At 65.5% G+C, this 15,233-nt stretch carries 10 protein-coding genes; 4 read left to right on the forward strand and 6 right to left on the reverse strand.

What is annotated here, in order from left to right; all coding sequences use genetic code 11:
• The first annotated feature begins 104 nt into the window (after positions 1-104).
• Together purU and H4V99_RS13285 are read left to right on the forward strand one after the other, a co-directional pair.
• Positions 105-995, forward strand: coding sequence for a formyltetrahydrofolate deformylase (purU, locus tag H4V99_RS13280; RefSeq protein WP_280679054.1), 891 nt, complete (start codon positions 105-107; stop codon positions 993-995).
• A 43-nt stretch (positions 996-1,038) separates the two neighbouring features.
• Positions 1,039-1,398: a YrdB family protein gene (locus H4V99_RS13285; RefSeq protein ID WP_280679056.1), complete on the forward strand. Its 360-nt coding sequence runs from the start codon at positions 1,039-1,041 to the stop codon at positions 1,396-1,398.
• 43 nt (positions 1,399-1,441) lie between these two features.
• Here H4V99_RS13285 and H4V99_RS13290 read toward each other — a convergent pair whose 3' ends face one another.
• The 4 genes from H4V99_RS13290 to H4V99_RS13305 form a co-directional block, all read right to left on the reverse strand.
• Entirely contained in the window at positions 1,442-2,647 is a 1,206-nt protein-coding gene (locus H4V99_RS13290; protein ID WP_280679058.1) for an MFS transporter, read from the reverse strand.
• A gap of 701 nt (positions 2,648-3,348) precedes the next feature.
• Positions 3,349-7,008, reverse strand: a complete 3,660-nt coding sequence (locus H4V99_RS13295; RefSeq protein ID WP_280679060.1) for a S8 family serine peptidase — start codon at positions 7,006-7,008, stop codon at positions 3,349-3,351.
• A gap of 198 nt (positions 7,009-7,206) precedes the next feature.
• The gene (locus H4V99_RS13300) at positions 7,207-9,096 is read right to left on the reverse strand and encodes a heavy metal translocating P-type ATPase (protein ID WP_280679062.1); all 1,890 of its coding nucleotides are present in this window, start codon (positions 9,094-9,096) and stop codon (positions 7,207-7,209) included.
• Between the two features lie 105 nt (positions 9,097-9,201).
• The gene (locus H4V99_RS13305; protein WP_280679064.1) at positions 9,202-10,416 is read right to left on the reverse strand and encodes an NADP-dependent isocitrate dehydrogenase; all 1,215 of its coding nucleotides are present in this window, start codon (positions 10,414-10,416) and stop codon (positions 9,202-9,204) included.
• A 168-nt stretch (positions 10,417-10,584) separates the two neighbouring features.
• On the opposite strand from H4V99_RS13305, the gene H4V99_RS13310 reads away from it, so the two are divergent.
• Both H4V99_RS13310 and H4V99_RS13315 read left to right on the forward strand, forming a co-directional pair.
• Complete coding sequence (locus H4V99_RS13310) at positions 10,585-11,037, forward strand: GNAT family N-acetyltransferase (RefSeq protein WP_280679066.1); 453 nt, start codon at positions 10,585-10,587, stop codon at positions 11,035-11,037.
• Between the two features lie 19 nt (positions 11,038-11,056).
• Positions 11,057-11,383 (forward strand): MGMT family protein, encoded by a 327-nt coding sequence (locus H4V99_RS13315; RefSeq protein WP_280679068.1) that lies wholly within the window; start codon positions 11,057-11,059, stop codon positions 11,381-11,383.
• A gap of 168 nt (positions 11,384-11,551) precedes the next feature.
• On the opposite strand, the gene H4V99_RS13320 is transcribed toward H4V99_RS13315, so the two are convergent.
• Together H4V99_RS13320 and H4V99_RS13325 are read right to left on the reverse strand one after the other, a co-directional pair.
• Positions 11,552-13,357, reverse strand: a complete 1,806-nt coding sequence (locus H4V99_RS13320) for an ABC transporter ATP-binding protein (RefSeq protein WP_280679070.1) — start codon at positions 13,355-13,357, stop codon at positions 11,552-11,554.
• On the reverse strand, positions 13,354-15,198 hold the full coding sequence (locus H4V99_RS13325) for an ABC transporter ATP-binding protein (protein WP_280679071.1): 1,845 nt from the start codon (positions 15,196-15,198) through the stop codon (positions 13,354-13,356). The genes H4V99_RS13320 and H4V99_RS13325 overlap by 4 nt, the downstream gene beginning before the upstream one ends.
• Positions 15,199-15,233 lie beyond the last annotated feature (35 nt).

The following is a 15,233-nucleotide window of genomic DNA, read 5'->3' on the forward strand; positions in this document are numbered from 1 at the left end:
GCTGCGCGCCGACGTGCGCGCCCGGGGCCGCGAGTGTGAACGCGACCACCGTAAGGCTAGCCGACGCGTCGGTGCATGGCCAGTCGCGCCGGTAATCTGGTCGAATGACCTCTTCACTCGTGCCGGAGCACGCTCCGCACCGCGCCCCCGCCAACCACTGGGTGATCACCCTCGTCTGCGCCGACCAGCCCGGCATTGTGCACGCGGTCAGCGGGGCCATCGTGGAGGCCCACGGCAACATTGTGGAGAGCCAGCAGTTCACGAGCGATGACACCGGCCGCTTCTTCATGCGCCTGCAGGTGGAGTCGAACGCCGAACGCGCAGATTTTGATGCGGCACTGGCACCGGTGATTGCACGCTACGCCATGGCATCCGTTATTGATGTGGTCGGTCGCCCGCTGCGCACGCTCGTGCTGGCGTCGTCGGCCGCGCACTGCGTGAATGACCTGCTCTTTCGACAGCGTGGTGGCCAGGTTCCGGTGGAGATCCCCCTCGTGCTCAGCAATCACGGCACGCTGCGGGACCTCGTGGGTTTTTACGGTGTGCCGTTCGAGTCCCGACCCATTACGGATGCCGCCAGCAAAGCCGCCTTTGAGGCCCGGGTGATCGAGGCGGTCGACGAACTCGACATCGAGCTGGTCGTGCTCGCCCGCTACATGCAGATTCTCTCCCCCGAGCTCTGTGAGCGGTTGGCCGGGCGCATGATCAACATTCACCACTCGTTCCTGCCCGGCTTCAAGGGGGCGAATCCCTACCGTCAGGCGCACGCACGCGGCGTGAAGCTGATCGGAGCCACCGCTCACTTCGTGACCGGCGACCTCGATGAGGGTCCGATCATTGAACAGAACGTGGTGCGCGTGGACCATTCGCGCACCCCTGCCGAACTCGTGGCGATCGGCCAGGACGAGGAGAGCCGCACCCTCACCCAGGCGGTGAAGTGGTTTGCCGAGAATCGCGTGCTGCTCGACGGCGCTCGAACCATCATCTTCCGGTAACGGCGGCGGCACCGCGCACAGGGGCCGCCGGTACACTTGAGGAGTGTCAGATTCTCCCGCCCAGCCCACGGCTGGCCCCAACGATATTCTCCGCCTCGTACTCGAACTCTTCGCCTTCGTCACCCTCGGAATCTGGGGTTTTGTCGCCTGGCCCCTCCCGTGGCCGGGCGTCCTGATCGGCATCGGCGCACCCGCCTTCGCCATCTTGCTGTGGGCGCTCTTCCGCTCCCCCAAGGCCGTCTTCAAGCTTGACCCGTTCGGTAAGGCCTTTATCGAGATTTGCGTCTTCGGCGCGGCCGCGATCACCTGGTGGGACCTTGGCCAGCCCATCATCACGGTGGTCTTCGCCATTCTCGCCACCATCAGTGGCGTCATTTCGGGTCGCAAGGAACTCGCCGACTAGATCGCCCCAGCCAGCGGATGCCGCGAGCCGCGTATCGCGCGACCTACGCGGTGATGCTGGTGCGCGGCATCCGGAACGCGTAAGCGGATGTCGCCAGCAGGAACAGGGCACCCACCAGGAACGCGACCGGGAGCGACACCAAGTCCACGAGCAGTCCGGCCACGAGTGGACCCGCAATAGCGCCGGCGTCGGAGAACATGGAGAACACGGCCACGGGTCGCCCACCCTTGGCGCCCGCCGCATCGCCGAGAGCGGCCGCCGGGGCAGTTCCCATGAACGCCGCAGCCACACCGTAGAGGCACAGTAGGGCGCCGAGCACCCAGATGTTCGGCGCGAACGGCACGGCCATGATGGTTACCGCGGCGAGCGCGAACGCCCCGATGATCGCTGGCCGACGCCCGACCGTGTCGATGAAGCGGGCGGCCGGGGCGAGAGTGAGCGTCTGGGCCACGGCCGCGCAGGCAAACGCAATGCCGGTCCAGCTCGTGGGTCCGCGCAACACCTCGACGACGAGGACGGGCACGAGAGCTCCGCGAATACCCAGCGAGGTCCAGCCCTGCGCAAAGTTCGCGAGGCAGGCGGCCCGAAACCGGGTGTCACGCAGCACGACGCGAAACGGGGTGCGCTGGGCGGTCTCGGCTGCGGCATCCGCTGCGTTGGGTGTCGTGGAGCGAAGCAGCACGATACCGATGACACCGGCCACGCCGAGGGTGCCGGCGTAGAAGAAGAACGGCGCCGTGAGGGAGATGGTGGAGAGGAGGCCACCGATGGCGGGTCCCGCCATGCCGCCGATGAGAAAACCACCCTGGTAGAAGCCGATGGCTCGCGCGCGGATAGGCGCGGGGGTGGAGCCGAGCAGCAGCGTCATGGCCGAGACGGAGAAGAGAGCGGATCCGACACCGCCCAGGCCGCGAAGCAGGAGGAGTTGGGGATAGCTGTCGGCGATACCCACGAGGCCGCTCGACACGGCCACGATGCCGATGCCCACGGAAAGGATGGTGCGTTCACCCGCCCAGTCGATAAGCCGACCGCAGAACGGGCTCGTGACGAGACGCATCAGCGCGAACGCGGAGACGACGGCACCCACAGCCACGTAGTTCACGCCGAAGCTGCGCACGTAGACGGGGAGCACGGGGACGACAACACCGAAGCCCACCATCACGAAGAAGGCGATGACGCCGAGCACAATCACATCGCGGGAGAGTCGAGGGCGAGGCAGCGCACCAGCATCCTGGGCGCCACGTGTCAAACGGCCCGGTCGCATCCTTCAAGCGTAATACCGGTGACGTCCGCAAACGCCCCCGCCCGCTCCTCGGGCCTCTCCCTCCGCTGGTCGAGCCCCCCTCCGCTGGTCGAGCCCCTCTCCGCTGGTCGTGCCCCTCTCCGCTGGTCGTGCCTGTCGAGACCCCGCGAGACAATCCACCGAGGTGAGCTCCACAGGTCGTCTCACCGGGTCTCGACACGCGCCCTAGCGGGCACTGCTCGACCAGCGGAAGGGGGTGGTCGGACCTGATCTCGGGTACGCCCCCATCCCGCTGGTCCAGCCCCCTTCCGCTGGTCGAGCCTGTCGAGACCCCGCGAGACAATCCACCGAGGTGAGCTCCACAGGTCGTCTCACGAGGTCTCGACACGCGCCCTAGCGGGCACTGCTCGACCAGCGAGATTGGGGGGTGGTCGTGACTTGATCTCGGGTACGCCCCCATTCCGCTGGTCGTGCCCCCCTCCGCTGGTCGAGCCTGTCGAGACCCCGCGAGACAATCCACCGAGGTGAGCTCCGCAGGTCGTCTCACGAGGTCTCGACACGCGCCCTAGCGGGCACTGCTCGACCAGCGGAAGGGGTGGTCGTGACCTGAACTCGGGTACGGCCCCATCCCGCTGGTCGTGTCTCGGCAGGCTCGACAACCGAGCGAGACCCCGCGAGATTGGGGCGCGGGGCGCAGAGAGCGGGGCCTAGCGGGTTACCCGCAGGGACGCCGTCTTACTCGTTGACCCGGCCACAAGATCGGTGCCGGCATACGCCGCCGAGATCTCATAGCTACCCGGCTTCAGGCCGGACAGCGTGAGCTGCCCCTTGCCCTTCTGATCAAGCGTCACCGGGTACGTGGTGGTACCCACTGTCACCGTCACCATGTCAGCAGCGGCACCGTCGGTCGTCACTTCAACGGACAATCCCACGCTCTGCGAGGAGCGGATGCTGGACTTCTCAAGTGAGAGTTTCGTCGATGACGTGCCCTTCACAACAACTCCGGCCGAGGTGGCCGAAGCAGAGTCGAGTCCCGTCGCAGCTGCCGTCACCACCACGGTGAGCGTCTTGCCTACGTCCTTCTTGCCAACCTTGTACTCGGCCGAGGTGGCCTTGCGAATGTCGGCTCCGTCGGCCTGCCACTGGTAGGTGTACGTCAGGCCGTCCGGGGTCCAGTCACCGTGCTCGGCGCTCAGCGTGGAACCCGCAGTGGGGTTACCCGTAATGGAGGGCAACACCGTGTTCACAGGACTGTTCGCCACCGGGGCCGCACCGGACTTCACCGACAGGGCGGTGGTGACCGCCGTGTCGCCGTAGCCCACGAGGCCGAGGTAGCTCGTGTCAGGCGTCAGGCCGGCCCAGGAAAGCGTGTAGCTCACCGGAACGCCCTGCTCACCAGGAACAACCGGGGGCGCAGCCGCGAAGCCACCGTCTCCGGCACCGGCGAGCACCGAGAACGTGGTGACGTCAAACGCAGTGGTTCCGGAATAAACGATGGCGAGCACCTGATAAGAGCCGGCGCTGGGGTTAGCCAGATCCACTCGCTCATCGGCCGCACCGGTTGCCGACTGCCAGCCAGCCACCGGCACGCCGCCGGGGCCATCGAGGCGGTAGACCACGAGATCTAGGTCGCTCGTGTTGTCGATCGCATCGAGGTCAAACCGAGCCAGCTGGGTGCCTTCCGGTACCTGAACTTCGTAGCTGAACTCGTCGCCCGCCGCTCCCGAGCCCGTGTTGGCACTCGTGGGGTCGGTCACATTCGGCTGACGAAGGCCGGCAGCGAGTCCGCTGAGGTTCAACGCGAGATCGCCGGTGGACCCGGGCGTGATCGTCACGTCGGTGGACCCGTCGATTCCGGTGCCCTCGGCGGTGGCCGGAGCACTCAGTGTGATGGGCTGAACGGCGATCGGGGTGTGAACCACAACGCGGTCGGTTCCCGAACCCGTGACCCAATCAAGCGAGCCGGTGGAGAACTGGTCGAGCGGGGCATCCGTTCGGCTGAAGGTCACCGTGTAGCTCTGCGTCTCTCCGGCTGCGCCGAAGGACAGCGTCGAGGGTGAGACAACCGCGTCCATACCGGGGAGTGACACGGGCTGAGCCGTGAACTCGCCACCGCGCGTGGACGTGACCGTGCGGGTGATGGTCTCCGGTGCGGTGAGGGCACCGATGGCAATCGAGGGGAGGTTGAGGTTGCTCGGATCAATCGCGGGCACACCCACGTCATAGCCGATGCCCTGAATGAAACCGTACCAATCGGCAGTTCCGCTGAGGTAGAGCAGCCCCGGGTCGAAGAACTTCGTGGGATCCACGTGTCCTGCACCCTGCGTGAACGGGTCGGTCACGGGGTTACCCGCGGAATCGACCGTGTTGTAGGCACTCGTCATCATGGCGGACTTGATCTCGGCCGGAGAGGCGAGAGGGCGTTCCCCTAGGTACAGAGCGGCAAGGCCGGCAATGTGCGGCGAGGACATGGAGGTTCCCGAGAGGAACTGCCAGGTGGGCGCTCCCCCAGCCGGGTTCGCACCGTCGGCGAGAATGGCAACGCCGGGTGCGCTGATGTCGGGCTTCAGAATGTCACTGCCGTCGGCGAGAACCGGTCCCCGTGAGGAGAATCCGGCAACCACCGGGGTGGGCGGGGTGTAGCTGGTGGAGTTATCCGGCGTGAACGTGACCGTGGCACCGGCGGTGGCCGCATAGGCGTAGCTGGCATCCCAGTACGGTCCATCGAGGTGCACGGTGGGAACGGAGTGTGCGTCGGAGTCAATGGAACTTGACGTGCGGTTCACGAGGAGCATGCCGATACCACCGGCGCGCAGAACCTCGGCCGACTTGGCGACACGGTCGTACACCCCACGCTGGCAGAACACGATCGTGCCCGCCACCTTGGCGGGATCGAGCGAGTTCGGTGCACACAGGAGCGCATCGGCGGCCGGCTGGCCGGCAGCCGCCACGAGGTCGGCGCGCACGAGGGGTCCGCTCACCGGCGTTGCCCCCACGGTGCGGTCGACGCTGATGGATGCTCCGGCGTAAGCCTGTCCATCACCGAACGTGGCCGTGGCCTCGTAACCGGGGATGGTGCTCGCGGCAACAGTAGTGATCCACGGTGATGCGTTGTCGAGTGTGGAGGAACCGGGGCCGGAGTTACCCGCCGAGGCGGCCACGAAGATACCGGCCGAGGCCGCTCCGAGGAACGCCACGTCGGTGGGTGAGACCGTGGTGGTGGCTGCGCCGCCACCGATCGAGAAGTTCAGCACGTCAACGCCGTCGGCTACCGACTGATCGATGGCGGCGATCATGTCGGAGGTCGCACATCCGTCGTCACCCGAGCCCACGGCATCGGGGCCGGACCAGCACACCTTGTAGGCGGCAACTTTGGCCGCCGGTGCCACTCCGGAGATGACTCCGTAGTCGAGTCCGTTGATCGCAACGGGAACGTTGTAGTTACCGGCCGCCGTGCTCGCGGTGTGCGAACCGTGACCATCGCCGTCACGGGGAGAGAGATATTCGCCCACGGAGGTGCTGCCGATGCGGGAGGCACCGAAACCGTCCACGAAATAGCGCGCGCTCACAACCTTGGTGTTGCAGTCTGTGGCGGTGAACTGAATGCCGGTGATACAGGAGCCTGTGAAGACGCCGCCATCGGCCTTGTCGAAGCGAATGGTGCTGCCGTCAAGGTAGGGGTCGGTGCCTGCTGTGGTTCCGAGGGCGGAACCGGCGAACGAGGGGTTTTCCGGTGCAATACCAGTGTCGAGGATACCCACCACAACACCCTGTCCGGCCTGGTCGGCACCGCCGATGCTGTTCCAGACGCCGTTGTCGCCGCTCAACCCCAGAAAATCAGTGGAGGAGGTGGCCGTGATCTGACGTAGCTCGTCACGAGTCATCGACACCACGTTTTTCTCGGCCGACAGCTTCACCGCCTGCTCCGCACTCAGATCAGCCGCAAAACCGTTGAGGGCCAGCGTGTAGGAGTACGCGATATCGGCGTCAACGGATGCCGCGGCATCCTTCTGCTTACCCCCGAGGTATTGCGCATACGACTGTGACGCGCGACTTTGCGTGTTCAACTTCTTTCCGGTGTCCGGCTTCGTTGCCGAGAACCCATCGACGCCACCGTCATACGTGGCCACCGCGTCGTCGGCCAGAGTAACAATGTAGCGACCGGCGGTGAGGTCGGTGATGGGCTGGGAAAGCCCGGCGCCCACTTTCGCCCCGAGTGCGGATTGCAGGGGAACGGCGACGGCGCCGCCGGCGGCGACCAGCGATGCCGCAGAAACGAGTACGGCAGTGAGGCCGACCGCGGTGATGCCGCGAAGACGTCTGCCCGGGGTGGGGTGAGACGTGGGTGGCCAAAAACGAGAGCTCACGAGGGTGTCCAATCAATAGCTTGCGCGGACGGTCACGTCCCGACACGGGACACAACGTTCTTCGAACGTATCGCAAGATTTGGCATCTGACCAGACATTTTAATGTGAAAGGGGGGACAGACCGGCTGGTGTCCGCATATCGGGGATGCACTGAACATTCCTGTCGCCCCGTCTTCGAGGGGTGGCGCTAACGGAGGTTCAGGAGGGAGAAAACTGCGTAACCGCCGCCGTTCGCGCGGGGCCGCGCACCGCCGCATCCGCTCGCCCACCGATGGCACGCAGTGCGTTGAGGATCGTGACGAGGTCCACAACTTCCTGGCTGAGCGCCCCGACCGTGGCCGGGATCACGCCGAACGCGGCGATCACCATCAGGATGATGCTCAGCCCCATTCCCAGCCAAATGCTCTGCAGGGCCACCCGTACCGTGTACTGACCGATGGCGACGGCGCGAGCGGTGCGCGATATGTCATCGAGCAGAATGACCACGTCGGCGGACTCGCTCGCGGCCGTGGAACCGCGCGCCCCCATGGCGATGCCCACGTCGGCCGCCGCTAGAACCGGTGCGTCGTTGACGCCGTCGCCCACCATGATCACCGGCCGCGCCGTGAGGGTGCGCACCGCCTGTACCTTGTCGCTGGGCAGACAGTCGGCCTGCACCCGCGTGATCCCTACCTGCGAGGCGATGTGGTCGGCGGTCTCCGGCGCATCACCCGTGAGCATGAGCGTCTCGCTCACGCCCAGCTGCGCCAGCCGTTCAATGGTGTGTCGGGCGTTGTCCCGCACAACGTCGCGCGCCACGAGCGTGCCCGCAAAACGCCCACCGATCGACACGTACATGGCCAGCTCGCCGCCGCGCAGCCTTGCGGGCACGGCATCTCGTGCATGGTCGCGCACGAAGGAGAGCTTGCCCACGATCACCTCGCGGGTACCAAACTGCGCGGTCACGCCGTGGGTGGCCACCTCGCGTGCCGAGTCGGCCACGGTGAGCGCTAACTGGCGGCTGTGCGCCGCACTGACAACGGATGCCGCGAGCACGTGGGACGAGTATTGCTCAGCCGACGCCGCGAGGGCCAGCAACTCGCCCTCATCGACACCGGGCTGGGGCCGAACCTCGGCAATCACGGGGGTGCCCTGAGTGAGAGTTCCGGTCTTGTCGAAGACCACCGTGCGGGCCCGCGCCAGGGTCTCGAGCACCCCCGCTCCCTTCACGATGATCCCGTTGCGGGCAGCCCGGCTCATGCCCCCCAGAAAGGCAACCGGTGCCGCCAGGAGCAGCGGGCACGGTGTGGCCACCACGAGCACCTCGGCGAATCGCACCGGGTCACCGGAGAGCGCCCAGGCGACACCGGCAAGACCCAGTGACAGCACGGTGAACGGCACGGCGTAGCGGTCGGCGAGCCTGACCACCGGGGCCTTGCTGCCTGCAGCCTCCTCCACGAGCGCGATGATGCGTTGGTATTGACTGTCTGCGGCATTCGCAGTGGCCCGCAGCGTGATGGCCTCCTGTCCATTGACCGAACCGCTCAGCACACTCTCGCCGGCGTGCCGCTCAACCGGGAGGCTCTCACCGGTGAGGGACGACTCGTCAAAGGAGGCCTCCGCCGATTGCAACACGCCATCAACGGGCACGATCTCGGCCGGTCGCACGAGCAGCAGGTCGTTCACCACCACCTCGGTGGCCGGAATGTCTGCGACATCCGCTTCGATACTGCTCAGGCGGTGCGCGATTTGCGGGGCACGCTCGAGCAGAGCGTTGAGTTCGCGGGTGGCGCGCCCGGCCGCATAATCTTCGAGGGCCGCGCCGCCGCTGAGCATGAGCACAATGATGAGCGTGGCCACGTACTCCCCCACCGCAATTGTGGCGAGGATGGCCATGATGGCGAGAAGATCGAGACCCACGGCCCCGTGGCGGAGTTTGCGAATCATTCCCGCGAGGGAGATTCCGGCAACGACGAGACCGAATGCGCTGAAAAGCCACTGCACGGACTGAGCGGCCCCGCCCCACCACAGGGCCGCGCCCAGCACGCCGACCACAACCGTCGCGATCACGAGGGGGTAGCGGCGAGACGACGCCAGGATGCTCTTCATGCTCAGATTCTGGCGCTGAACGGCCCTGAGCGCCAGCGCGGCGTCACCTTCTGCCTGATGCACAAACGGCCCCGACCAGCAGGTCGGGGCCGTTCGGTGTGTGAGTTACGCCAGGCGGGTCTGGAGGTTCTCGGCCAGCGACGCCAGGAACTCTTCGGTGGTCTGGTAACCCTGGTCCGGGCCCACGAGCAGGGCGAGGTCCTTGGTCATCTTGCCGCTCTCAACGGTCTTGATGACCACGTCTTCGAGGGTCAACGCGAACTCGGCCAGGGCCGGGTTGTTGTCGAGCTTGGCACGGTGTGACAGGCCACGGGTCCACGCGTAGATCGACGCGATCGGGTTGGTGGAGGTGGGCTTACCCAGCTGGTGCTGGCGGTAGTGACGGGTCACGGTACCGTGAGCAGCTTCCGCCTCGACGATCTTGCCATCGGGGGTGGAGAGCACGCTGGTCATCAGGCCGAGCGAGCCGAAGCCCTGGGCCACTGTGTCGGACTGAACGTCACCGTCGTAGTTCTTGCAGGCCCAGAGGTAGCCGCCCTCCCACTTCATAGCGGATGCGACCATGTCGTCAATCAGGCGGTGCTCGTAGGTGAGTCCGGCCGCTTCGTACGCGGTCTTGAACTCGGTGTCAAAGATGTCCTGGAAGATGTCCTTGAAGCGACCGTCGTAGGCCTTCAGGATGGTGTTCTTGGTCGACAGGTAGACCGGCACGTTGCGCTCGAGGCCGTAGGCCAGCGTGGCACGGGCAAAGTCGGTGATCGACGAGTCGAGGTTGTACATACCCATGGCAACACCGTCGCCGGGAGCCTCGAACACCTCGAACGTTGACGGCTCACTGCCATCTTCCGGGGTGAAGGTCATGCTGAGCGTGCCCTTGCCCTTGAAGCGGAAGTTGGTGGCCTTGTACTGGTCGCCGTAGGCGTGGCGGCTGATGATGATCGGCTTGTTCCAGCCCGGCACGAGGCGCGGGATGTTGGAGATGACGATCGGCTCGCGGAAGATCGTGCCGCCCAGAATGTTGCGGATGGTTCCGTTGGGCGAGAGCCACATCTTCTTGAGGCCAAATTCCTCAACGCGTGCCTCGTCGGGCGTGATGGTGGCGCACTTGACACCAACACCGTGCTTCTGGATGGCGTGGGCCGCGTCAATCGTGATCTGGTCGTTCGTCTCGTCGCGCTTCTGGATCGACAGGTCGTAGTACTCGAGGTCAATATCGAGGTACGGGTGAATGAGCGTGTCCTTGATGGCGTGCCAGATGATGCGGGTCATCTCGTCGCCGTCAAGCTCGACAACAGTTCCCTCAACCTTGATCTTCGACAATTAACTCTCCCTTGAAAAATCGGTGGCCATGATGGCCATCGACCAGCTTAGTAGATTCCAGCAATTATCTTGACATCGAGATATATTGGCGCCGCGCACACGTCTGGAATACCCCCACATTTCATCGGGCGTCTACCAGAGGTGTCGCACAGACGTTAGCCTGATCACATGGGTGAGTTAAGACTGGAAGAACTGTCCGCACGCAATATCGTTGCGGCTAATAATCTGAGCCTGAAGCCCGGCCAGGAGCAATTCATTGCGCCCGTGTCGTACTCCGCGGGGGCATCCGTTATCAATCCGGCCACATCGTGGCAGCGCGTTGTTCTGCTCGACGGCCAGGTTGCCGGGTTTATTCACGGCAATTTCGACCCGGAGTCGGAGCACGAAGAGTTTCGGGCCTGCATCTGGCGCATCAACGTTGACGCCAACGCGCAGGGTCAGGGGGTAGGCAAGTTCGCCGCCGACGCACTGGCCGAGGAGGCTCGCGGCCGCGGCTTCGAGCACATCACGGTGATCTGGGAGTCCGGCCAAGAGGGCCCCGAGGCGTTCTTCCACCGCCTCGGCTTCACCGACATTGGCCAGACCCAGTACGGCGAGGTTATCGGCGCGCTCAAGCTGTAATTATCGCGGTCAGATTCCCGTGTCCTCCGGCTTTGCGGACAGTGACGACTTTGTGTCCCACGTGCTCAGCATCGTCGAGGCCATTCCGCCGGGCCGGGTCATGACCTACGGCGATGTCGCGGCCGTGCTCGGGTCTCGAGCCGCCCGCGGGGTGGGCCAGATCATGGCGCACTACGGCTCAGACCTACCGTGGTGGCGGGTGATTCGCGCCGGCGGGCATCCACCCACCGCGCACGAAGACGAGGCGCGGGAGCACTACCTCGCCGAGGGCACGCCCCTGGTGTCCCGGGCCGGCGTGCAGACCTACCGGGTTGACTACGCGGCCGCCCGGTGGTCGCCCGCCTAGAGCGCGACCCGGCCCCCCGACATCCGCTGGGCCTGAGGTGTTCGCGCCACGTAAATCGGTGGCCGCTACGCCGATTACCGTAGCGGCCACCGAGCTGGGGCGCGGCCACGAGCGGTTACCGTAGCGGCCACCGATATGGGGCGCGGCGAGCGCGGCCGGCGGGCAGCTCTACACGAGCGACTCGCGCCAGGCCGCGTGCAGCCGGGCGAAACGGCCTGTGCCCGAAATGAGGTCAGCGGGAGTGCCGTCCTCCACGATGATTCCGTGCTCCATCACGAGCACCCGATCGGCGATAGCCACCGTCGACAGGCGGTGCGCAATGATCACGGCCGTGCGGTCACTCAGCAGCGTCTGCAGCGCCTCCTGCACCAGGCGTTCGCTGGGGATATCCAGGCTCGAGGTGGCCTCGTCCAGAATGAGCACGGCCGGGTTGGCCAAAAACGCGCGCGCGAAGGAGATGAGCTGCCGCTGCCCCGCCGATACCCGCCCGCCACGCTTATTCACATCGGTGTCGTAGCCGTTGGGCAGCGACTCGATGAAGTCGTGAGCGCCCACGGCCTGCGCCGCGGCGGCGATTTCGCTGGGGGACGCATCCGGTTTGCCAATGGCGATGTTGTCGGCGACCGAACCGCTGAAGAGATAGGCCTCCTGAGTGACCATGACAATGGCCCGGCGCAGATCTTTCGGATGCAGGTTGCGCAGGTCGATGCCGTCGAGCAGCACCCGACCCTCGCTCGGGTCGTAAAAGCGACTCATCAGCTTGGCGAGCGTGGATTTGCCGGCGCCCGTGGAGCCCACGAGCGCGATGGTCTGTCCCGCCGGAATCTGCAGGTCGAACCGCGGCAGAATCACCCGGTCGCTCTTGTACGCAAACGTCACCCCATCGAAGTGCACCTGACCGGATGCCTCGCGCAGATCGATCGGCGAGATGGGGTCGGGCACACCCGGGCGTTCCTCGAGCACGCCGGAGATCTTCTCCAGGGCCGCGGCGGCCGACTGATAGGAGTTGTAGAACATCGCCATCTCCTCCATCGGGTCGAAGAAGCGCCGCGTGTAGAGCAGCGTCGCGAGGAGCGCACCGATGGCCAGGCTGCCGTCGACCACCCGAAAGCCGCCGACCAGAAGAACGGCGGCCACCGTGACGTTACCGATGAGCACGAGCCCCGGGTCGAACACACCGAAGAGCTGAATGACGCGCGCGTTCACGGAGCGATACTGCTCCACGAGGCCACCAAACTGCTCCTCGTTGCGCTTCTCCTTGCGGAACGCCTTCACGGCGCGAATGCCGGTCATCGTCTCCACAAACTGCACGATGAGGGTCGCCGACGCGGTGCGTGACTGGCGGAACAGAGTCTGCGAGCGCACCTGGAACCAGCGTGTGAGCAGGGCCAGCGGCACCAGGGCGCCAAAGAGCACGAGGCCGCTCGTGCCGTCGAGCAGAAACAGTGCCACCGCCGTGAAGGTCATGTAGAGCAGACCCTGCACGAGCTGGTTGATGCCCGAATCGAGCAGCTCCCGAATGGCATCCAGGTCGCTCGTCTGCCTCGAAATAATGCGACCCGAGGTGTAGGACTCATGAAACTCGAGGCTGAGCTTCTGCGTGTGCAGGAACACCCGCTTGCGCAGGTCGATGAGCACGGCCTGACTCACCCGCGCCGACAGAATGGTGTACCAGGCGATAAGGACCGCGCCCAGAATGCCTGTGATCAGGTAAATGGCTCCGGTCACACCCAGCGGCACCCAGTTCTCGTCGAGAACCGCCGGGAGGCCCTTATCGATGCCGTAGGCGATGAGCGCCGGACCGGCCACCTGGGACGCCGTGGAGATGACGACCACGAGCATCGCGAGCACCACCTGGCCGCGGACCGGAAACAGCAAAGAGCCGAGCAGCCGCAGCGAACGCCGCCGCAAACGTGTGCTTTCGGCCTTGGTGAAATCGTGGCGTTCTTCTCCCGCCACACCGCTTACGCTCACAGTAGTGCTTCCGCTCTCTTAGTCTCTCGTCGTTCTTCGTCTTCCAGGCTGGAGATGACGAAGGTGTAGTGCGGGCTGGTCCGCAGCAGCTCAGCGTGTGTTCCCACGGCCGTGATACGCCCGTCTTCGAGCAGCGCCACGCGGTCGGCGAGCATCACCGTGGACGGCCGGTGCGCCACGATCAGCGCGGTTGTTGACACCAGCACCTCCCGCAGCGCCGTCTCCACGAGAGACTCCGTGTTCACGTCGAGCGCGGAGAGCGGGTCGTCGAGAATGAGCACGGCGGGTTTGGCCGCGACGGCCCGCGCCAGCGCCACCCGCTGGCGCTGGCCACCGGACAGGCTCATCCCCTCCTCGCCCACGAGCGTGTCCACACCCTCGGGCAGGTCGTGCACAAAACCGGCCTGCGCGATTTGCAGGGCTTGCTCGAGGGCGGCATCCGCTCTTTCGGGCGACTCGTCACCGTCGTTTCGACCCAGCAAAACGTTGTCTCGAACGGATGCCGAAAACAGCGTGGCATCTTCGAAGGCCATCGCGAGGTGGCGGCGCAAGCCCTGCCGGGACAGATCGCGCACGTCGACACCGTCGAGGGTGACCCGACCGCCGGTGACGTCATAGAGGCGCGTGGTGAGCGCCGTCAGTGTGGACTTGCCCGAGCCGGTGAGACCCACCAGAGCCATGGTCTCCCCCGGCTCCAACGTGAGATTGACACCGTTGAGCAGGTCGGGGAACCGCTCGGGCGAATCGGGGTAGCGAAAGTGCACGTCGTCGAAGACCAGACGGCCCTGGGGTGCCTCGAGAGACACCGGTTCGTCCGGGTCGGTGATGGAGTTCGGGGAGTCCATCACGTCGAAGAACCGATCGGTGGCGGTGCGGGCATCGAAGGTCATGGAAAGCAGGAAGCCGATCGATTCCACCGGGAACCGCAGCACGGTTGCCGTAGCGAAGAACGCCACGAGTTCCCCGGCGCTCAGCTGCCCCTGGCTGGTGAGCCAGACGCCGGCCACGAGGCCAAGCGCAAAGGCTACATCGGGAATGAGGAGCAACCACAGCCAGATGCCCGCAATGGCCCGGGCCTTCGCGATCTCGGTGCCGCGCAGCGTTTCCGCCTGGGTGGTGAAGTTTTTGAGCGCGAAGCTGCCGCGGCCGAAAGCCTTGAGCACGCGAATACCGTGCACGGATTCCTCAACCGCGGTGGCGAGGTCTCCGGCTTGGTCCTGGCTGCGCCGGGCGATGGAGGAGTACTTGTTCTCGAACACGTAGCCGTAGATGAACAGCGGAATCGAGCACACCACGAAGATCACGCCGAGGATCCAGCTCATCGACACGAGAATGACCACACCGATAACAATGGTGAGCAGGTTGACCACGATCAGCACGAGCCCGAACGACACCCAGCGTCGAATGAGGTTCAGGTCACTCACCGCGCGCGACAAAAGCTGCCCGCTCGGCCAACGGTCATGGAAGGTGACCGGCAGATCCTGCAACCGGGCGTAGAGGCCGTTACGCATCCGCGCCTCAATGTGCGTGCCCGGGGTGAGCACGAACCAGCGACGCAGCGCAATCATGATGGCTTCAAGAACGCCGAGTGCGAGCACAATGGAGACCGCCGGCCAGATTTGGCTGGGGTCACGGTTCGACAGCGGGCCGTCGACGAGCCGTTGCAGAACCTGCGGGATCGCCAGCGCAACGAGGCCGGCCAGCAGGGCGGCAACCATGCCGAGCCCGATGCGCGGCAGCGCGGGCTTGGCATAGGGGTAGAGCCGGCGCAGCGAGCCGAACGTACTCGTGCGGGTCGTGTGCTGAAGAGGTGATGGGGGCGGAGAAGAAGTTGTGGTCATCGTGAGTCCTGGTTATCGCGACTGCTGTGCCGCGG

This window comes from Cryobacterium sp. CG_9.6, from assembly GCF_029893365.1.
GTDB lineage: Bacteria > Actinomycetota > Actinomycetes > Actinomycetales > Microbacteriaceae > Cryobacterium.

Coding starts and splice junctions, on each gene's coding strand:
- H4V99_RS13310 (WP_280679066.1), top strand. CDS start 10,585: ATGGGTGAGTTAAGACTGGAAGAACTGTCCGCACGCAATATCGTTGCG.
- purU (WP_280679054.1), top strand. CDS start 105: ATGACCTCTTCACTCGTGCCGGAGCACGCTCCGCACCGCGCCCCCGCC.
- H4V99_RS13300 (WP_280679062.1), bottom strand. CDS start 9,096: ATGAAGAGCATCCTGGCGTCGTCTCGCCGCTACCCCCTCGTGATCGCG.
- H4V99_RS13325 (WP_280679071.1), bottom strand. CDS start 15,198: ATGACCACAACTTCTTCTCCGCCCCCATCACCTCTTCAGCACACGACC.